We start from the raw sequence: 19,289 nt of genomic DNA, 5'->3' as shown, positions 1-19,289 counted from the left end.
TTGGTACATTCACAACACAAGCGGTCGGGTGATGTATGATTGTTGACATGGTGATACGTGCGGAGGATCTGCGCGGCAAGGCGGCGCGGGTGTTCGCATGCTCCGAAGACCGGCTGCGCGCGCTGCTTGATCGTTGGGATGTACACCGCGGCGCACCTGTTATTACCGCCGGTGGTGTGTATCAGCCGCGCGGGTGGACCGAATGGACTCTCGGTTTCCACTTCGGTTCGGCGCTGCTTCACGCTGAGGCGACAGGGAACACGGACTTCCTCGCGCGCGGCAAGGCAGGCACATACGCGCACATGACCTCGCACCTCACACATGCGGGCATACACGATCACGGTTTCCACATCGTGAGCACCTACGGAAACATTTTACGCGGCTGTCACCTGGGATGGTCGGGTCTCGACGAAGCCGACGCGGAACGCGCGCGCCTGGCGCTCGCCGTGAGCGGCGCCGTACAGGCAGGGCGTTGGACCGCTCTCGCGCCGGATCTGGGATTCATCCATTCCTTCAACGGACCACATTCGCTCTTTGTCGACACCATCCGCACACTGCGTGTGCTCGCGTTGGCGCATCTCCTCGGGCAGTCCCTGCTTTCCGAAAGTGATGCGCGGGTCAGTCTACTGCACCGTCTCGTGCGGCACGGCTTGAGCACCGCGACCTACAACGTGTATTACGGCGAAGGGCGCGATGTGTACGACGTGCCCGGACGCACGGCTCACGAGGCCGTCTTCAACGTGCACGACGGCAGCTTCCGCACGCCCGCCACGCATCAGGGCTACTCGGCCTACAGCACCTGGTCGCGCGGCCTGGCCTGGGCCCTGTGCGGTTTCTCCGAACTGCTGCCTTTCCTCGATGCACTTCCCGCCGACGCCTTTCCCGCCGCGCAGCCGAAGGATGTTGTGCTTGCCGCCTTCGAACGCGCGGCGCGAGCAACAGCGGACTACTATATCCGAAATACGCCGCGCGACGGCATTCCGTTCTGGGACGACGGCGCGCCGGGTCTCGCGGCTCTCGGCGACTGGCGCGCCCGCGACGCGGATCCGTACAACGACGTCGAGCCGGTCGACAGTTCGGCCGCGGCGATAGCTGCGCAGGGCTTCCTCCGCCTCGGCGCCTGGCTTCTCTCCCGCTCCTCGTCGGGCGATGGTGCGGGCACCCTCTGCACCGCGGCGGGCCTGGGCCTTGCCTCGCGCCTGTTCGACGAACCGTATCTGTCCCTCTCACCGGACCATGAAGGACTCCTGCTCCATTCGGTCTATCACCGGCCCAAGGGCTGGGATCATCTTCCTCCGGGTTCAAAGATACCGCGTGGAGAAGCGTCACAGTGGGGTGATTACCACGCGCGTGAGCTTGCGCTCTGCGTGCTACGTCTCGCCGACGGAGCGTCGCTGCCGCGCTTCGACGAAGGACTCATGACGGCGGGGGTGTGACGAATGGTTCCGTCGCTGGTCTTCGCTGTCGAACGCATCTCGCTCATCCTGCAGATCGCAGCCGCCTGCGGATTGGCGGGCATCGCATGGTACAGGCACTTTGCGGTGTACATGACTGTGCACCGCGTCGGCCGCCGCCTTTTCCCGCGCGCGCTTGCGGGCGCGCGTACGGTGGATGCCATCGTGGCGGGACCGCTGCTTGCCGTGGATATGCTCGCCGCCTGCGTCTATCTCTTTGTGGTACCGGTGACCGTTGCGCCTGTCGTGCCGCTCGCGGGCGCGGCGGCGGTGTTTGGCACCGCGGCCCTCGCGCTGTTTCCGAAACGGCGTGTGCTGCGAGCGCTGGCGACGGAGTTCTCCGCGGCACAGTACCGGCGGCTGCTCTGTTTCCACTGGCAGTTCGCGCTGCTGTGCAGCATCCGCGCCATCCTCGTCGTGCTGCTGCTGCTGAATGTGATGGGTGTCTGATATGCGAAGCTGTGTTTCCACAATGCTCCTCTGCGCGGCGCTGATCGGTCTGTCTGTGCCAACACCGTTGTGGGCGCGTATCGTGCCCGTGTCAACATATGCGCAGCTTGTGGCCGCCTGCCAGTCCGCGCAGCCTGGCGACACGATTGTGCTCGCAGCGGGTACGTACACAATCAGCGGCGCCTCGCGCATCATGATCACCAACAGGCCCGGACCCGTGCTGCTGCGCGGTGCAAGCGGCAATCCCGACGATGTGATCATCGAAGGGCAGGGGCAGGACAACAGCGCGGTGCAGATGGTGTTTAATCTCGACAACTGCCCCGACTGGACCTTTCGTGATCTGACCACACGCCGCTCTTATTATCACGGTTTTAAATTTGACCGCGCTTCCACCAATTGCCGGCTCATACGTGTCGTGATGCGCGATCACGGCGAATCGGGTGTGAAGGGCACCAGCGATCCGGCCGCGGCCGTGTATCCCGACGGATTGCTCATCGACAGTTGCGACATCGGCTTCACAAGCACAAACGGCGGCACACGGTCGGTGGTGGAAGGTGTCGACGGTGTTGGTGTGAACGACTGGATCATACGCAACAGCCGTTTCGTCAATGTACAGAAGGGCGGTGCCCCGGCGTACGCGATTTTCACGAAGGGCAATTCCTCCAACACCATCATCGAGGGGAATCGTTTCGAGAATTGTTTTATCGGCGCTTCCTTCGGCGGGGGCGGAACAGGCGCGCAGTATTTCCGCGACAACGATCAAACCTACGAACACCGCAACGGGATCATTCGCAACAACATCATCATGCGCTGCACCGACGCGGGCGTCTACATCAACAAAGGTGTGAATTGCCGCGTATACAACAACACCTTGTTCGAATGTGAACTCACGATTCAACTCCGTTTTATCCAGTCCACGGGATACGTGTCGAACAATCTCGTCAAACGATCCGTTTCGAATCCTTCCGAACCCGTCGTGCGTCTGCGTGACGGAGCAACCTTCCTCGCGAATCAGGCAAATCTTGCTGCGACCAATGCGGATTTTGTCACGGCGACGGGGACGTATTCGCAGTTGAATCTGCGGCTGGCGAACACATCGCCCGCCATCGACGCGGGAGTCGACCTCGGCAGCGATGTCCCGTGTGATTTCGAGGGACAGCCGCGTCCCGCGGGCAGCAGCTACGATGTCGGCGCCGACGAACTCGGCATGGTGCCTGTCGAGTTGCTCTCGCTGCACGGAGGGTGGAGCGGCGCGTATGTGCATCTCGCATGGCGCACTGCCGCCGAACGCAACGGCGTGGGATTTCTGCTCGAGACCTCCCGCGAGGGCAGCCGTTTTGTGACGGCCGCGTCGGTGCCATCACGTTCGCGCGCGGGTGAAGGGGCCGACTACTCCGTACTGCTTCCGGTCGTCAACCTTCCCGAGGCCACGGCCTTCTTCCGGCTGCGGCACATCGATGCCGACGGACGGCAGCAGGTTCTCGGCACGCTGCATCTCGGACGCTTCACGTCGGAACACCCGGTGCCTCAGGAGATCTATCCCAACCCCGCCGGCGATGCCGTGTTTGTTCGACACTCCAGCACCGCGGGCAGCGAGGTGCGTGTAGTGGACGCCGCGGGCCGTCTGATGTTCACGACGCAGGTGCACTCCGGCTCTGGTGTGACGCGTCTCGACCTGCGCGGCCTCGTGCCGGGTGTGTATTGGATCTGCGTCGGTGAAGAGGAAGGCACGCGGGCACTCATGCTGCGCCGTTAGCGCGGCCCGCCGCAACCGCACGTCCGGTGCGGATGAGCGGACTCACGATCCGCGGGTCAGCAGGCTCGACGACTTCAGTGTCAGCACTGTGCGCAGCGTGTACGGCGCGCGTGTGTCGCTCGTGTATTCGCGCCGTATGATGCCGAGGCCGGGGAAGACGTCTGTCTCGTCCTTCAGGTAGCCCGGCTCGCGCCACACGCTGCTGATCCGTGTATGTGTGGTGAAATCTCCGGCTGCCGTTCGCACGGTGTCGGACGAAATACGCGCCGCGTAAAATACACCGACATCCCCGAGCAGTGTCATGAAAGTGTCGGGGCGCAGACCGCCGCGCAGGTACACGGGTGTGAGAAAGGCATGCCCGCCGAGGCCGAGTGTCTCCGTATATGCCGTGTCACAAGCCACGGTGAAGGATCCGGGCAGAAAGTCGACCGCCGTTGTCCGGTATAACACGTGGCCGTCCAGTGTCGTGTATCCCGTCACGCGCCACTCGACCTCGCGCACCGGCTGCAGCACGCCGTCGCGCCAGCTCGAATCGATGTACACCCAGCGCGTGCCGGTCCCTCCCGGGATCAGGGCGCAGGCGCCGGTCGGATCGGGCGTCGGCTGCGAAGGACTGTCGCAGCAACAGGAAACGAACTGCAGGGCGGCCGCGAATACACAGATCATGAGTAGGATACGGGGCATGTCTTCTCCGGTGTGTGTGCTGAAAATCTAGCGCAATGCCGCACGCGGATCAATGGATATCCGTGTACCGCGCGGTGTGCGGCCGGGGGTGTCGCGGCTCCGCGCGTATCGCGGAGCGCGCTTGATAATCCGGCAATGAAACGGTATTCTAGAAGTCTTGACACACAATCGTTTTCACACCCGAGCAAAAGCAGCCATGAGCACACGCCCCGTATCCGACTTCATCGAACATCATTACCGTCACTTCAATGCCGCGGCGTTGATGGATGCCGCGAAGGGCTACGTCGCGCATCTCGATTCGGGAGGGAAGATGTTCCTGACTCTCGCCGGCGCCATGAGCACCGCCGAGCTCGGACTCTCGCTCGCCGAGATGATCCGTCAGGACAAGGTGCACGCGATCACCTGCACCGGCGCGAATCTCGAGGAGGATCTGTTCAACCTCGTCGCCCACGATTACTACGTCCGCATCCCGCACTACCGCGACCTCACCCCGGCCGACGAGCAGGCCCTGCTCGAACGCCATCTCAACCGTGTCACCGACACCTGTATTCCGGAAGAGGAGGCGATGCGGCGGCTGGAGGCCGCGGTGCTCGAGGAGTGGATGGCGGCCGATGCGGCGGGTGAACGGTACTTCCCGCACGAGTTCATGTACCGTGTGATCCGTTCCGGCAAGCTCGAGAAGTACTATCAGATCGACCCGAAGGACTCGTGGATGATCGCGGCGGCGGAGAAGAATCTGCCCATGATCGTACCGGGCTGGGAGGATGCGACACTCGGCAACATGTACGCGGGCCACTGCATTTCGGGCGATATCAAAAACGTGCACACCGTGCGCACGGGCATCGAGTACATGATGGAATTGGCGGAGTGGTACACGCGCACATCCGAGAAGAACTCGATCGGCTTCTTCCAGATCGGCGGCGGCATCGCGGGCGATTTCCCGATTTGTGTCGTGCCCATGCTGCATCAGGATCTGCAGCGCGACAACGTGCCTCTGTGGGGTTACTTCTGCCAGATCAGCGATTCGACCACCAGCTACGGCTCCTATTCCGGCGCGGTCCCCAACGAAAAAATCACCTGGGGAAAACTCGGCCAGGACACACCCAAGTTCATCATCGAATCCGACGCCACCATCGTGGCGCCGCTCGTGTTCGCGTGGGTGCTCGGCTGGTGATCACCTGCCGATGGACCCGCGCGCGCGACATCACGCGGTAACACGCCGCTGATCCGCTTCGTCGTATGACACAGACATCGTTTGCGCTGACCAACAGGCACGGCGACGTGATCCGCGGCAACGTGCATGTTCCCGATGCCGCCGTGAATGCACCCGTGCTCGTGATCGTCCACGGCTTCAAGGGTTTTAAGGACTGGGGTGCGTTTCCCGCCATCGCGGACGACTTCGCGCGGCATGGCATTGTGACCGTGCGATTCAACTTCTCGCTCAACGGCATCGGCGACGACGACACCGTTTTTACCGAACTCGAGAAGTTCCGTCGCAACACGTACACGCGCGAGTGTGAGGACCTTGCGGATGTGATCGACAGACTCGTGGAGGGCGACCTGCTTCCCTCGGGGGCGGATCGTTCACACATCGCGCTGCTCGGACACTCACGCGGCGGCGGCATCGCGCTGCTGCACGCCTCGCGCGACAGACGTGTGCGCGCGGTGGCTGCGTGGGCGTCGGTGTCCACCTTCGACCGATGGGGTCCGCAGCTCAAGGCGCAGTGGCGCGAGCGCGGTGTGCTCGAGGTGATGAACCAGCGCACAAAACAGAAGATGCCTCTCGGCCTTGAACTGCTCGAGGATTTCGAGCGCAATCACGACACACTCGATGTGCCCCGCGCGGTGTCGCGGCTCACGATTCCGCTGTTGATCGTGCACGGCGAGCAGGACGTCTCCGTGCCTGTCGAGGAGGCGCACGCGCTGCGTGACGCCGCGGATCCCGCGTCGACGACACTACACATCATCCCCGCGGCCGACCATGTGTTCGGCGCGCAGCATCCCTATGCGGGGATGCCCGACCTTATGCAGCAGGCGATCGATCGAACGCGAGACTGGCTTCGTTCCGCGCTTCGCTAGCGGAAATACGCCGGCTCTTGGCGCGCGGGAACAGGGCGCCCATTTTGTGCAATTGGTACATGGCAGTGCCGATCATGCCGAGTGCAACGCAGAGGGTGATGCCGAGCAGAAGCAACAGCCGTGTTTCGTTGGACGGTGCAAGAAGTATTTCGAGTAGGTCGGACATGTGATCTCCTTTGAGTGTGCACAAAAATGTGCACGGCATGTTCGACCTGCGTGAGCTGTCTGTGAGATGTGTGTGCGGAACCGCCTGTGTTGTCACACACGTGGCGCATCTCGCTCGGATGTGTTCGGCCTCTGCCTGCGCATTGCAGACAAGCCCGCCGTGATGTATGCGGACGCTTCCCTGTACTAAGCTCGAGAGCTAGGGCAGAATGACGAAGGGCCGGACGACCGAGGTCTGCGCGGTGCTGAGCCGTGCGAAATACGTGCCCGGTGTGAGGCCGCGCAACGACATCGCCGCCGTGTGTTCACCGGCAGAATAGAATCCGTCCGCAACACGGAGCACCTCTCGTCCTATCGCATCGTGGATGAGGATGGAAAGCTGTGCCTGCCGGTCGAGAGAAAAGGCCACTGTGGCCGATGCGGCTCCGCCGCTGATGGGCTGGGGGTACAGCGAGCGAAGATCCAGCGCCGCGGGAGCTGTCGAAGGGCCGTTGGCGGATACGATTCCTCCGCCATTCGAGGTTTTGAGAACCGATCCGGTCCATACAACCGGTGCGTACCCCGTGATGAAGCCGTTTTTACTGTCCAGCATACGAATCGATTCGAGTACGTCGGTGCCTTCCCATTCCTGCGGCTCCCAGTTGCGTCCGCCGTCGGTGGATTTCAGAACGACCCCGAACCAGCCGACCATGTAGGCAAGTGACGAGTCCACATACTGCACGTCGTTGAGCGCGTTTGTCACGGGGATGGTGGCGTACACCTGCGTCCAGCGTGTGCCGCCGTTGGTTGTCAGCAGCATCATGCCCACGTCGCCCACGGCGATGCCGGTCTTTTCATTGCCGAAGGATATCGCCTGCAGGATGGTGGTCTTGCCGGTGTTGAGATCCGTCCACGAATTTCCGCCGTTGGTGGTTTTGGAAATGTTTCCCTGGTTGCCGCACATGTAGCCCACGCGGCGCGAGGGGAAGGTGATCGAGTAGATGTTGTTCGGACCGAATTTTGCGTCGCGGTCGGACCACGTCACGCCACCGTCGAAAGTCACTTTCAGGAAGCCGGCCTGGCCCGCGACCATGCCCGTATCGGGACTGTGAAAATAGACGTCGTTTAATGTCATCTTGGTTTTGAGGTCAATCGCCGTCCACGTATGTCCGCTGTTCAACGAGCGCAGGAGGGTGCCGTCGGCACCCGTGACATACAGATGCGAGGCAGTGACATAGCGCACGCGTGTGAGGCGGGAGTACGTACCGCTCTGGACGGATGTCCATGTGGCGCCCCCGTCGTCTGTCAGTCGAATCGCGCCGCTGTCTCCCACAACACACCCTGTGTGCATATTCAGGAAATCGGTGCCGTAGAATTGTGGTTCAGGTTTTTCGGCTGTGGAAAGGCGTTTCCAGCCAAATTCCTGCGCCAGGACCGATGTCGAAAGCAACACTGCAAACAAGAGAATAAAACGAAGTAACGATCGCATGCGAGACCTCGGAATCCCATGAGAGAAAAATACGAACTGCCTGTATCCTATTTACGGAAGCATGGCCCAAGAAACAAGCACACAGTCAACCCTCTATGAAATTCCTGCATTTCGCAGAATAAAGTAGTATAAAAAACCGCGCGGCGTGTGGCCGCGCGGCGGAATGTCGGGGAGTGAGGGGAGGCTCAGGCGGCGATGGCGCGCGTCACCTTGTCGGCGGCTTCCTTCAGTGTGCCGGCGACTTCGAAGTTCAGACCGGATTCCTGCAGGATCACGGCCGCTTCGTCGGCGTTGGTGCCGGCGAGGCGCACCACGATGGGCACATGAATGTCGATATTGCGCGCGGCCTGCACCACGCCGTTGGCGATGCGGTCGCAGCGCACGATGCCGCCGAAGATGTTGATGAGAATGGCTTTCACGTGGGGATCGCTGAGGATGATGCGGAAGCCGTTTTCCACCGTCTCGGCGCTGGCGCCGCCGCCGACATCGAGGAAGTTGGCAGGTTCGCCGCCCGCGAGTTTGATGATGTCCATCGTGCCCATCGCGAGTCCGGCGCCGTTTACCATGCAGCCCACATTGCCGTCGAGTTTGATGTAGTTGAGGTTGTACTTCGAGGCCTCGATCTCGAGCGGCGCTTCCTCGTCGAGGTCGCGCAGCGCGACGAACTCGGGGTGGCGGTACAGCGCGTTGTCGTCGAGGTTCACCTTCGCGTCGAGCGCGAGCACGCGTCCGTCGGTGGTGAGAACGAGGGGATTGATCTCGAACAGACTCGCGTCGATGGCCTCGTAGGCACGCGCGAGCGCGGTGAGGAACTTGACGCCGTTTTTGAACGCATCGCCCGTGAGGCCGAGGCCGAAGGCGAGCTGCCGCGCGTGATAGGCCTGGAATCCCGTCGCGGGATCGATGGCGACGCGGATGATTTTTTCCGGTGTCTCGGCTGCAACCTTCTCGATCTCCATGCCGCCTTCTGTCGACACCATCATCACATTCTTCGACTGCGCGCGGTCGAGCAGCATGCCCGCGTACAATTCCTTCGCGATGCCGATGCCTTCCTCGATGAGCACTCGTGACACGATCTTGCCCTCGGCGCCGGTCTGTATGGTGACGAGCAGATTGCCGAGCATCTTTGTCGCGTATTCACGCACCTCGTCGAGCGACTTCGCCACTTTCACGCCGCCGTTCATGACGAGCGCGCGTGTCGCGGGATCGAAGATGTCGCCCTTGCCGCGGCCGCCCGCGTGTATCTGCGATTTGACGACCCACACGGAGCCGCCGAGCGACTGTGCCGCCTCGACTGCCTCGTCGGGCGTGAATGCCACACGGCCCGCGGGTGTGGGCACATCGAAGGTGCGGAGGATTTCCTTCCCCTGGTACTCGTGGATTTTCATGGATGCTACCTGTGCTGGATGAACGGAGCGGAGAGATAATCGCGCCAATATCGCGAAAAAGTCGCTGTCGGAAAAATCGGCGGGCTGATCGATTACCACATACAGATAGACGATTTGCTGGAATCCTGATGGAGCGCGGATAAGTGCAAAGTGCCAAACCCCGTCCCCCTTGCCACCTCGTCACTTTCTACCTTCCCACCTTCACCTCACCACCTACCATTTTTCTACTTTCCACTTGGCCACCTTCCACATTTCTACTTTCTACGTTCCCACCTTCACCTCACCAACTACCATTTTTCTACTTTCCACTTGGCCACCTTCCACTTTTCTACTTTCTACCTTCCCACCTTCACCTCACTACCTTCCACTTTGCTACTTTCTACCTTGCTACTTTCTACCTATTTGCATACCGCAGAAAAGACGCGCACGAAGTTGCCGCCGAGGATATTACGGATGTCCCGGTCCGAATATCCCCGCGCAAGCAATTCACGCGTGAGGAAGGGAAGGGAGGTCACATCACAGAGACCGACGGGCGCGTAATCGATGCCGTCGAAGTCGCTGCCCAGGCCGACGTGCTCCGCTCCCGCGATCGACACGGCGTGGTCGATGTGATCGGCCACGTCGAGCAGGGTTGGGAGTCCGTCGCGTCGCGCCTCCTGCAGCAGGGCATCAAAACGCGCGAGTGACTGCATGTCGCCCGCGCGTGCGCGCGTATGGAGTTTCCGCAGGCGGTCCTCCATCGAAGCGCAGCGCCGTGCGACGTCGGCGGGGAGTCCGCTTCGGAGAAAGACGGGAAAGAAGTTGATCATCACCACACCGCCCGCCTTCGCAATGGCGCGGATCTGTTCGTCGGTGAGGTTGCGCGCGTGCGGACGCAAAGCGGCGCATGCGGAATGTGAGGCGATGATCGGGTTCCGCGTCACAGCGAGCACATCACGCACTGTGGCTGGCCCCGCGTGCGACACGTCGATGAGCACGCCCGCGCTGTCGAGCAGGCGGATGAGCCGGCGGCCTTCCGCCGTGAGTCCGCGGCGCAGACCCTTCGCCTCGTCCTGCGCCGATGCGGCCCACGTGTTGCTGTTGTTCCACGTCAGTCCGAAACAGCGCAGTCCGCGTTCATACAACCGGAGCACATTCTGCAATGAACCCGCCGCCGCGTGTCCGCCTTCCAGACCCACGATGCCCGCCACGTTTCCGCGCGCCAGCGCCTCGCGCAATTCGGCGGCGCTGCGTGTGATGCTGAAGCGTCCGCCGCTGCGCCGCGCGAGCGCGCGCAACGAATCGATCATGCGCTGCGCGTAGGGAAAGGCGGTGTTGTTCTGCGCGCGCGCTGGTGTGACCCATACGGAAAAGACCTGCACGTCGAGTCCGCCTTCGATGAAACGCGGGAGATCGGAGTGTCCTGTACGGCCACGCTGCGTCAGGTCGCGTCCGGCCAGCGCACTGCCGAGCACGTCGTTGTGTCCGTCCGCAACAACGGCCTCGCGATGGAGGCGCATGAAAACGCGGTCGGCCACGCGTCGCAGCGAATCGCTCTCACCGCGGTGACCGGACTCGGCGGCAGAGGCGGCACAGTGGAGCAGCAGGCCGAGCGCGCAGACGCGTACCGAGACACTCAATCGAAGGGGAATTTTGTGTCGTACCATTCTTTGGTCAGATCCAGCCACATCGCGAGGCCGCGGTATTCTCCAAATACATCATAATGGGCATAAATATCCGCATCTGACGCCTGTGTGCCGCCCGTATGGAGTCGCGCATACACGGATCTGCACCACGAGTCGAGGCCGAGCCGGTCGAAACGCCCGAGCAGTTTGAGCAGATTCGAGGCGGCGTATTCGCCGACGCCCCTGATGCCGAGCAGCGTGGCGTACAACTCGTCGGTGGGCGCCGTGCTTCCGCGCAACGACTCGGGGTCGAGTCGGCCTTCGTCCACTGCGCGCGCGAACGCGAGCACCGACGGAGCGCGGTAGCCGAGCGAGCAGCGCGCGCGCAGTGTCGCCTCGTCGCTCGCCGCGATGCTCGCGGGTGTCGGAAAGGCCCGTGCTCCCGATGGACCCGCGGATCCGAAGGTCTCGATCAGGCGCGCGTTCATCGCAGTTGTGAGCGACCACGAACAGTTTGTGGTGAGTATCATCTTCACCGTGTCCTCGAACATGCTCGCGCCGCGCAGCAGGCGTCCGGCCGCCTGACGCGCCATCCAGCCGCTGCCCGCAGTGCGTCGCGCCACTCTGTGAAATGGCGCCAGATCGAGTTCGAGATTCAGGCAGCCGCGCATCGCAGCCGTCACCTCGCGCTTCTGCGCGGCGCTCAGGCGTGTATCCGTGCGCAGCACCATTTCGGTGCCGGAAATATCCGACTCGTCCATCCGAATATCCGCGATGGTGCCGTCGGTCAGCGCGAGGGTGTACGTGAGCCGCAGACGCGGACTCGTCTCAACCCGGTAGGGTGCCAGCGCGCACCATCCGTGCGAGTACACGGTGTTGCGGAAATGGAAACGTGCGGGGAGCGGTAGACGTATGGAGTATGGCATGGTGCTCTCTCAAAGGAAAAAGCAACACCCGCCGTGGCGGACGTTGCTTTTTGCTCTCGGAATGTCGCGCCGCGGCGCGTGGGATCAGGCCTTCGGAGTCTCTGTGTCGTCGGTTTTCTTGATCGCCTGGATCTCGTTGCGGATCTCCTGGGCCTTGCGCTTGAGTTCGTTCATGTGCTTGCGCACGCGTGTGCCCGCGCTCTTGTTCCCCTTGACGAAGAATTTTTCAAAATCCTTCTCAAAGCTCTGGACGAGTTCGACCAGTTCGTTGAAGCGGTTCATGGTTCCTCCGTTGTGTATCGTGAAAGAAAAATGCAGCGTCGATTGCGTAGAATCTCAGGGTCGTGCCGCTGTGCCTGTCCGAAGGGCAAACACCCGGTCACGCGGGATCGCGTTGGGGATATCTCCGACGAATATAGCGATTAAGCCCAATTTCGCAAATACTGACACGTTCCTTTCACGGCCGTGTCGCCCTGTACAGTTCGTATGCATACGGGAAGGGCTGCAGGGCGCGATCGAAGATCCCCAGACTGTAGGCGATTGCCAGGCCGTAATTTGTCAGGGGCACTCCCGCCTCCTTCGCGCGTTCGATGCGCGAAAGCATGTGCCGCCGGTTTATCACGCAGCCGCCGCAGTGTATCACGAGTCGATAGCTGGAGAGATCGTCCGGAAAATCGTGTCCGCTGAAAATGTCGAAGTGCAGCTTGCCGCCCGTGTACTGCTCGAGCCAGCGCGGAATCTTCACGCGTCCGATGTCCTCTCCGCTCGGGTGATGTGTACACGCCTCGGCGATGAGCACCTTGTCTCCCGGCTGCAGCCGGTCGATCGTGCGCGCGCCTTCGACGGCCGTGGCCAGGTCGCCCTTGAAACGGGAGAAGAGAATGGAAAAACTCGTGAGTGGAATGTCGGTCGGGACGTCGGCCGACACTTTCAGGAATTCCTGGCTGTCGGTGATGACAAGTGCCGGCGGACGGGTGAGCCGCGCGAGCGCATCGGCGAGTTCACGCTCCTTCACCACCATCGCGTAGGCGTCCACATCCAGTATCTCGCGTAATGTCTGCACCTGCGGAAGGATGAGCCGGCCCTTCGGCGCCTCGATGTCGATGGGAACCACCATCATCACCAACTCGCCAGCGGGTACCAGATCGCCGAGTATCGATGGTGCGTTGACAAAGTCCTCGGGCGCGCCGTCGATGATGGCACGGCGCAGTGCCGCGAGGCCTTCGCCGGTGACGGCGCTCAGTGTCACAGGATGCGGCACACCGTCGGCGCGTATCGCCGCTTCGAGTGCCGAATCCGCGCGTGTGTCGCTTTTGTTCGCGACCACGATCACGGGTACCGCGCGATTGCGGAACACCTCCAGCAGTCCCCGCTCGTATTCCTGCCACGAATCGGTCACGAGAATGGCAAGATCCACGCGCTCGATCACGCGCTGTGTCTTCTCCACTCTCTGACGTCCGAGTGATCCGACGTCGTCGATACCCGCGGTATCGACAAAAAGCACGGGGCCGATCGGCTGCAACTCCATTGCCTTTTCGACGGGATCGGTGGTGGTACCCGCGACGGATGAGACGATGGAGATGCTTTGGCGGGTCAGGGCATTGAGGATGGAGGATTTGCCGACGTTCCGCCGGCCGAAAATGCCTATATGGAGTCGAAGAGCTTTGGGGGTGGATTGCATTGGGAGGATTTGGGAGATAGGAGCTAGGATCTGGGAGATAGGAGCTAGGATCTGGTAGTAGGGAGTTGGGAGGAGGGAGTTGGAAGGATAATGTGTACGTGGTAGAGCGTTGAACGAGGTCGTTCTCATTCAAATCTTCAGGATTCTTTCCAGCCGAGGGCGCAGAGGGCTTCGGCGGAGAGGAGGGTGTCGAGTTGTGCATGGGTCAGCAGACCCGTGGCGAGAGCCGCGTCGCGCACGGATTCGTTGTGCTCGCGCATGCGCTGCGCGAGGGCCACGGCCGCTTCGTGTCCGATGACGGGTATAAGCGCGGTGGCCGTCTCCGTCGAGGCCTCCATCAGCGCGCGGCAGCGTTCCTCATTTGCGGTGATGCCCGTGATACAATGCTGCATGAAGTCGTTGGTGCTGCGCTCCAAAATACCGATGGACGATAGCAGGGCGTCGGCCAGCAAGGGCAGGAACGCGTTCAGTTCCAGCTCGCCCGACATCACCACGGTATTGATCTCGGTGTCGTGCGCCATCACACGGAAACCCGCCTGCATGACCATTTCGGGAATGACCGGATTCACCTTGCCCGGCATCAGACTCGAGCCGGGTTGTACCGCCGGTAGTTCGATCTCGCCAAGTCCGCCTTTCGGGCCGCTGGAGAGCAGGCGCAGATCACGCGCCATTTTTACGAGTGTCGCCGCGTGTGCGCGCAGTATGCCCGATACTTCAATGAAGGCGTCGAGGTTTTGTGTCGCCTCGACGAGGTTCTCCGCGCGCGCGAGGTGCAGGCCCGTCAATTCGCGCAGCCGTTCGACGGCGCGAAAGATGTACGTGCGCGGCGCGGCGATGCCCGTGCCGATCGCCGTGCCTCCGAGATTCACGACGCGCAGCCGCTCGGCACATTTGAAGATGCGCCAGCGGTCGCGCGCCAGCGCATTGGCATAGGCGCCGAAACTTCTGCCGAGTGTTGTCGGGACGGCGTCGCGCAATTGCGTGCGGCCGAGTTTGACCACATGGGCGAAGGCCCGCTCCTTTTCCTGACAGGCATCCTGCAACTGCAGCACGGCACGCTCGAGCTGCTGCAGCGCGCCGAGCGCCGCGACACGCACGGCTGTCGGGTATGTGTCGTTGGTGGATTGATGCAGGTTCACATGTCCGAGCGGCGAGATGTCGAGTCCGCTCAACAGCGCCGCGCGGCGCGCGATCACTTCGTTGAGATTCATGTTGGTGGAAGTGCCCGCGCCGCCCTGCAGCGCGTCCACCACGAAGTGCTCCGCGTGTTCGCCCGCGGCCACTTCGTCGCAGGCGGTCGTGATCGCGTCCGCCCGCGCCGCGTCGAGGTGTCCGAGTTCCGCGTTTGTCAGCGCGCAGGCCTTTTTCACCAGCGCGTATGCCCGTATCAGCGCGGGCAGCACGGGCCGGTCGGCCGCGCTGAAATGCAGCCGCGCGCGCGCGGTCTGTATTCCGTACAAGACATCGTCAGGAATTTCGAGCGGTCCAAGCAGGTCGTTTTCAATACGGGGCATCTTTTTCTCCAACCTCCAATCTACGAAGAATGGCGGTGTCGCGGGAATGGGGGACGATCGGCGATCAGTCGATTAGACGATTAGACGATTAGACGATTAGACGATCAGACGATTGGACGATCAGACGATTAGACGATCAGACGATCAGACGACAAAATGATCCGTTTCTCTGGGCGATCTATTCGATGTGTGCGCGACACGCGTGTGAAATCCGACAGGGGCGACCGGCGGTCGCCCGTTAAAAACACGGTATGAAAACATCGCGGTCGCCCGACACACAGGCGGTGTGAATCCGTCGTCGGTCGCCCGTTACACACGTCCGACTCATTCCACCTATCACTCGAAGCGTCAACAGCGCGCAGGAGAGCGAATAGGATTTAGGAAGGGGGAATGGGAAATGGCGAAGGGTACATGGAAATTGGGGAAACGAGAACGGGCCGGGGGAGAGCATAGCCGGGCTTGCGCCAGCACGATTGTAACGCTATGAAGAGCGCCCAAGCCCGCGAAGCGGGCGACATTCATCAACCCACGCCGTAAGGCGTGGGAGACGCGCGCACCGACGTCTTCACGTGAGCCCCGGCGGGGCGACATTCATCAACCCACGCTGTCAGGCGTGGGAGACGCGCGCACCGACGTCTTCACGTGAGCCCCGGCGGGGCGACATTCATCAACCCACGCCGTCAGGCGTGGGAGACGCGCGCACCGACGTCTTCACGTGAGCCCCGGAGGGGCGACATTCCAGGGCTCCAAGCGGAACCATCTCGCACGCCTTGCCGTGGAGTGTGAAAAACATGGGAGACATGTCCACTCGCGGGTTCGCACACTGGAGCGTATCCAGCATTGAGGAATTCACACTCCAGGCATTCGACCTCTGAATGCCGCCCGCTTCGCGGGCTCTTGTGAATCTCGCGGTGCCACCCACTCCCACGCCTGACGGCGTGGGTTGGAGAATGCCGCCCCCCGTTGCGGGGCTCGTTGGACGATCGGGTGATCAGGCAAATAGACGATTAGACGATCAGACGAATAGACGACAAAATGCTCCGTTTCTCCGGGCGATCTATTCGATGTGTGCGCAACACGCGTGTGAAATCCGACAGGGGCGACCGGCAGTCGCCCGTTACACACACGGTATGACAACACCGTAGTCGCCCGACACGATTCTCATCCTGAACACCGACGGCCGCTCAGAGTTGCCGCATCCGGAGACGGTTCCGCATCACTCCAGCAGCAAAGCGAAACAACCGAACTCCCTCAACCGAAATCGACATCTGAATTTTCCACCTGAACAGTCACATACCTTTCCACCGTGCTACCTTCCACATCCCGTCAAAACGTGTCACGTGGATACGTGTAACGTGTAACGTCCACCCGAGCCACACCATTTTTTACTTGTCCACCTTGCCACCGTGCTACCTTCCACATCCCGTCAAAACGTGTCACGTGGATACGTGTAACGTGTAACGTCAAACCGTGTATCGTCAATCGCGTCGTGTACGTATATTTCGATTCCATCAAGAAAATTTTCGGGTGTTGTGATGCTGGCGAAATTGCAGATGTCGTTTCCGCGGATGCGGGCTGTGGTGTATGTGTTTGCCGCTGCTCTGTCCGCGCTCGTTGTGCCTGATCCACGGGGCGTGGAGGACGGTGTCGCTGGAGGTGAACGGAGCGAGATTCTCGACGCGCTCGATGCGTGGACGCGTATGCGCGCCTATCCCTCCGCCGAACTTCCCTCCGCCGGCTATGCAAACGCAGCACGGCAGATCGCCGCCTTCAAGCGCACGTCGTATCTCGCCACGGAGTATACGTGGAAGTCCATCGGACCGGACAATGTCGCGGGACGCACGCTCGACCTCTGTGTCAATCCTCTGAATCCGCGCACGATCTGGGCAGCGTCCGCGAGCGGCGGATTGTGGCGGAGCTGGTCAGGCGGAGAGGGTCCAGCGGCCTGGCACCCCGTGCCCACCGGCTTCCCCGTGCTCGGCATCAGCAGCATCGCCATGTCGCCCGCCGACACGGCAACCTTGTATATCGGCACCGGCGAAGTGTACGGCTATCAGCGCGCCTGGGGTGGACTCGTCGACCGACTGACACGCGGCAGCTACGGCATCGGCATACTCACGTCCACGGATGCGGGCAGCACTTGGAACATGTCGCTCGACTGGCGCACGCAGGCGCAGCGCGGTGTGCGTGATGTGGAGGTGGATCCGCTTGATCCCCGCACTGTGTGGGCGGCAACGTCCGAGGGCACGTATGTGACGCGCGATGCGGGCCTGTCCTGGCTCCGCGTCTCCGATGTGCCCATGGCCATGTCGCTGCTGCTCGATCCTCAACGCGCCGGGACTGTGCTGGTCGGATGCGGCAATTTTGGACAATCGGGATCGGGTATGTACAGGACGAAGGACGGAGGGTCGACCTGGGAACTGTGCGGCGAAGGGCTGCCGACGGCCTGGTCCGGAAAGATCACGCTTGCGCGCGCGCTGTCTGATCCCTCCGTGATCTATGCATCCATCGGAGGAGTGACGGAACCGTTTGTCGGCACGGCTCTCTGCATGAGCAGCGATCGCGGCGACACATGGACCGTGATCGCGCAGGAGAATTACGCCGATTATCAGGGGTGGTATTCCCATGCGGCTCTTCCGCATGCGCAAAGAAGCGATCGCGTTCTGGCGGTGGGTATTGATGTGTGGCGCACGGAGTCTTCTTCTTCGCCGCTCGAGCGGATGTCGGACTGGCGCGCGGGGTATGGCGGGGTTGTCGAGGCGGGTGAATCGGAAGGGGAGCAGAACTTTGTACACGCCGATGTGCACTGCATCGTCCGCCATCCCTTCGATCCGGAAACGGTGTTCTTCGGCTGCGACGGCGGGGTGTTCCGGAGCACGGACTTCGGCGTAACGTTCCGATCGCTGAACGGAGGACTCAGAACCACGCAGTTCTACAATGGCTTTGCATCCGCGCCCGATGCGCGGTATCCGGCCCTCGGTGGTTTGCAGGACAACGGCACCGTGGTGTATGAGGGGCGCGACTCGTGGAGCCGTGTGCTGGGCGGCGATGGCGCGATGTGCGCCATCAATCCCGACGCCTTTCTGGTGTACGCGTCCACGCAATACGGGGCGCATTATCGCTCGCCGGATATCGGCACGTCGTGGGAGAGGATTCTCGAAAGTGACTATCGCGCGGCGTTTGTGTCGCCGCTGCTCCTGTGTCCCTCCGATCCGAACGTCCTCTATGCGGCGCGGCAGAAGGTGCTCCGCAGCACGGACGGTGGTGATACATGGACCGACACGAACAAGGGCGCGGTGCTCGACGGCAATCCCGTGCTCGTGCTCGCTGGTTCCATGCGCTCAGCCGACACGGTATACGCCGCCACGGCGCCGCTGCGCTCGCGCATGAAGGTGTTTGCAACGGCCGACCGCGGAACGGCATGGCGCAATGTCACGGGCGGCTTGCCGGACAGATATCCGGTGGACATCGCGGTGCACCCCGTCGATTCGCGCATGGCGTACCTCGCGCTCTCCGGTTTCGGCACGCCGCATGTGTGGAAGACTATGGATGCGGGGGCATCGTGGACCGATGTGTCCGCGGGTCTGCCCGACCTGCCCTTCACCGCGCTGCTCATCGATCCGCTGTATCCCGACCACGTGTATGCGGGCTGTGATCTCGGAGTGTTTCTGTCGAAAGACGGCGGTGCGAGTTGGCGGTATTGGTCCGACGGTCTGCCGGACGCGGTGCAGGCGATGGATCTGTCTCTCGTCCCATCCGAGCGTGCGATACGTGTGGCCACACACGGCCGCGGCGTGTACGAACGGCCGCTCGAGGGCAGTGTGGCGTCCGTCGACCGGGCCGATACGCCGCATACACCACGCATCATTGCGCTCGCGCCACAACCCGCGTCCGATCGTGTCAGCGTTACCGTGTCGGGTGCAGGGACATCCGTCGCGAGACTTCTCCTTCACGACATCCGCGGCCGCGTGTATGCGTCCGTCGAACTCGCACCGGGCTCCCATCCCGCGTCATCCTACACACTCGACACACACACCCTGCCCGAGGGCGCCTACTTCCTCACACTGCTCTCCGGCGTGCATCGCTCTACGCGGCGTGTACTTGTACTGCGATGACTTGC

15 protein-coding genes are annotated in these 19,289 nt (G+C 62.0%); 6 read left to right on the top strand and 9 right to left on the bottom strand.

Annotated features, from left to right (window positions below):
• The first annotated feature begins 35 nt into the window (after positions 1-35).
• From HY962_14085 to HY962_14075, 3 genes are read left to right on the top strand one after another with little or no spacing between them, the layout of a single operon-like run.
• Positions 36-1,436: a glycosyl hydrolase gene (locus HY962_14085; protein MBI5648056.1), complete on the top strand. Its 1,401-nt coding sequence runs from the start codon at positions 36-38 to the stop codon at positions 1,434-1,436.
• Between the two features lie 3 nt (positions 1,437-1,439).
• Positions 1,440-1,904: a hypothetical protein gene (locus HY962_14080; protein ID MBI5648055.1), complete on the top strand. Its 465-nt coding sequence runs from the start codon at positions 1,440-1,442 to the stop codon at positions 1,902-1,904.
• A gap of 1 nt (position 1,905) precedes the next feature.
• The gene (locus HY962_14075; GenBank protein MBI5648054.1) at positions 1,906-3,660 is read left to right on the top strand and encodes a T9SS type A sorting domain-containing protein; all 1,755 of its coding nucleotides are present in this window, start codon (positions 1,906-1,908) and stop codon (positions 3,658-3,660) included.
• Between the two features lie 42 nt (positions 3,661-3,702).
• Here HY962_14075 and HY962_14070 read toward each other — a convergent pair whose 3' ends face one another.
• Positions 3,703-4,344 carry a hypothetical protein gene (locus HY962_14070; protein ID MBI5648053.1) on the bottom strand — a complete coding sequence of 214 codons (642 nt, stop codon included), beginning with the start codon at positions 4,342-4,344 and terminating at the stop codon, positions 3,703-3,705.
• Between the two features lie 196 nt (positions 4,345-4,540).
• Between HY962_14070 and HY962_14065 the strand changes: the two genes are divergently transcribed.
• Both HY962_14065 and HY962_14060 read left to right on the top strand, forming a co-directional pair.
• Positions 4,541-5,518, top strand: coding sequence for a deoxyhypusine synthase family protein (locus HY962_14065; GenBank protein ID MBI5648052.1), 978 nt, complete (start codon positions 4,541-4,543; stop codon positions 5,516-5,518).
• A gap of 65 nt (positions 5,519-5,583) precedes the next feature.
• On the top strand, positions 5,584-6,423 hold the full coding sequence (locus tag HY962_14060; protein MBI5648051.1) for an alpha/beta fold hydrolase: 840 nt from the start codon (positions 5,584-5,586) through the stop codon (positions 6,421-6,423).
• On the opposite strand, the gene HY962_14055 is transcribed toward HY962_14060, so the two are convergent.
• The 8 genes from HY962_14055 to HY962_14020 all read right to left on the bottom strand — a co-directional run bounded on the left by HY962_14055 (position 6,368) and on the right by HY962_14020 (position 15,169).
• Entirely contained in the window at positions 6,368-6,589 is a 222-nt protein-coding gene (locus HY962_14055; protein ID MBI5648050.1) for a hypothetical protein, read from the bottom strand. The two genes, HY962_14060 and HY962_14055, sit on opposite strands and share 56 nt — an antisense overlap.
• A gap of 198 nt (positions 6,590-6,787) precedes the next feature.
• A complete protein-coding gene (locus tag HY962_14050) occupies positions 6,788-8,056 on the bottom strand; it encodes a hypothetical protein (protein MBI5648049.1) in 1,269 nt (422 codons plus the stop codon).
• A 185-nt stretch (positions 8,057-8,241) separates the two neighbouring features.
• The gene (sucC, locus tag HY962_14045; GenBank protein ID MBI5648048.1) at positions 8,242-9,444 is read right to left on the bottom strand and encodes an ADP-forming succinate--CoA ligase subunit beta; all 1,203 of its coding nucleotides are present in this window, start codon (positions 9,442-9,444) and stop codon (positions 8,242-8,244) included.
• A gap of 398 nt (positions 9,445-9,842) precedes the next feature.
• Positions 9,843-11,090: a membrane dipeptidase gene (locus HY962_14040; GenBank protein ID MBI5648047.1), complete on the bottom strand. Its 1,248-nt coding sequence runs from the start codon at positions 11,088-11,090 to the stop codon at positions 9,843-9,845.
• Positions 11,060-11,974 (bottom strand): Fe-S cluster assembly protein HesB, encoded by a 915-nt coding sequence (locus HY962_14035; GenBank protein ID MBI5648046.1) that lies wholly within the window; start codon positions 11,972-11,974, stop codon positions 11,060-11,062. Before HY962_14035 ends, HY962_14040 begins: the two co-directional genes overlap by 31 nt.
• 84 nt (positions 11,975-12,058) lie before the next feature.
• Entirely contained in the window at positions 12,059-12,256 is a 198-nt protein-coding gene (locus HY962_14030; GenBank protein MBI5648045.1) for a histone H1, read from the bottom strand.
• Positions 12,257-12,431: 175 nt separating this feature from the next.
• On the bottom strand, positions 12,432-13,655 hold the full coding sequence (gene hydF / locus HY962_14025) for a [FeFe] hydrogenase H-cluster maturation GTPase HydF (GenBank protein MBI5648044.1): 1,224 nt from the start codon (positions 13,653-13,655) through the stop codon (positions 12,432-12,434).
• A gap of 137 nt (positions 13,656-13,792) precedes the next feature.
• A complete protein-coding gene (locus tag HY962_14020; protein MBI5648043.1) occupies positions 13,793-15,169 on the bottom strand; it encodes an aspartate ammonia-lyase in 1,377 nt (458 codons plus the stop codon).
• A 1,535-nt stretch (positions 15,170-16,704) separates the two neighbouring features.
• On the opposite strand from HY962_14020, the gene HY962_14015 reads away from it, so the two are divergent.
• Positions 16,705-19,284 carry a hypothetical protein gene (locus HY962_14015; protein MBI5648042.1) on the top strand — a complete coding sequence of 860 codons (2,580 nt, stop codon included), beginning with the start codon at positions 16,705-16,707 and terminating at the stop codon, positions 19,282-19,284.
• The last annotated feature ends 5 nt before the right edge of the window (positions 19,285-19,289 follow it).

This window comes from Ignavibacteriota bacterium, from assembly GCA_016218045.1.
Lineage (GTDB): Bacteria > Bacteroidota > Ignavibacteria > SZUA-365 > SZUA-365 > JACRFB01.
The sequence above is the reverse complement of the archived record's forward strand: the minus strand, read 5'-3'. Positions and strand labels throughout refer to the sequence as shown.

Excerpts from the sequence above, each read along its gene's own strand:
- HY962_14085 (MBI5648056.1), top strand. The coding sequence starts at position 36 with ATGATTGTTGACATGGTGATACGTGCGGAGGATCTGCGCGGCAAGGCG.
- HY962_14080 (MBI5648055.1), top strand. The coding sequence starts at position 1,440 with ATGGTTCCGTCGCTGGTCTTCGCTGTCGAACGCATCTCGCTCATCCTG.
- HY962_14075 (MBI5648054.1), top strand. The coding sequence starts at position 1,906 with ATGCGAAGCTGTGTTTCCACAATGCTCCTCTGCGCGGCGCTGATCGGT.
- HY962_14070 (MBI5648053.1), bottom strand. The coding sequence starts at position 4,344 with ATGCCCCGTATCCTACTCATGATCTGTGTATTCGCGGCCGCCCTGCAG.
- HY962_14065 (MBI5648052.1), top strand. The coding sequence starts at position 4,541 with ATGAGCACACGCCCCGTATCCGACTTCATCGAACATCATTACCGTCAC.
- HY962_14060 (MBI5648051.1), top strand. The coding sequence starts at position 5,584 with ATGACACAGACATCGTTTGCGCTGACCAACAGGCACGGCGACGTGATC.
- HY962_14055 (MBI5648050.1), bottom strand. The coding sequence starts at position 6,589 with ATGTCCGACCTACTCGAAATACTTCTTGCACCGTCCAACGAAACACGG.
- HY962_14050 (MBI5648049.1), bottom strand. The coding sequence starts at position 8,056 with ATGCGATCGTTACTTCGTTTTATTCTCTTGTTTGCAGTGTTGCTTTCG.
- sucC (MBI5648048.1), bottom strand. The coding sequence starts at position 9,444 with ATGAAAATCCACGAGTACCAGGGGAAGGAAATCCTCCGCACCTTCGAT.
- HY962_14040 (MBI5648047.1), bottom strand. The coding sequence starts at position 11,090 with ATGGTACGACACAAAATTCCCCTTCGATTGAGTGTCTCGGTACGCGTC.
- HY962_14035 (MBI5648046.1), bottom strand. The coding sequence starts at position 11,974 with ATGCCATACTCCATACGTCTACCGCTCCCCGCACGTTTCCATTTCCGC.
- HY962_14030 (MBI5648045.1), bottom strand. The coding sequence starts at position 12,256 with ATGAACCGCTTCAACGAACTGGTCGAACTCGTCCAGAGCTTTGAGAAG.
- hydF (MBI5648044.1), bottom strand. The coding sequence starts at position 13,655 with ATGCAATCCACCCCCAAAGCTCTTCGACTCCATATAGGCATTTTCGGC.
- HY962_14020 (MBI5648043.1), bottom strand. The coding sequence starts at position 15,169 with ATGCCCCGTATTGAAAACGACCTGCTTGGACCGCTCGAAATTCCTGAC.
- HY962_14015 (MBI5648042.1), top strand. The coding sequence starts at position 16,705 with ATGCTGGCGAAATTGCAGATGTCGTTTCCGCGGATGCGGGCTGTGGTG.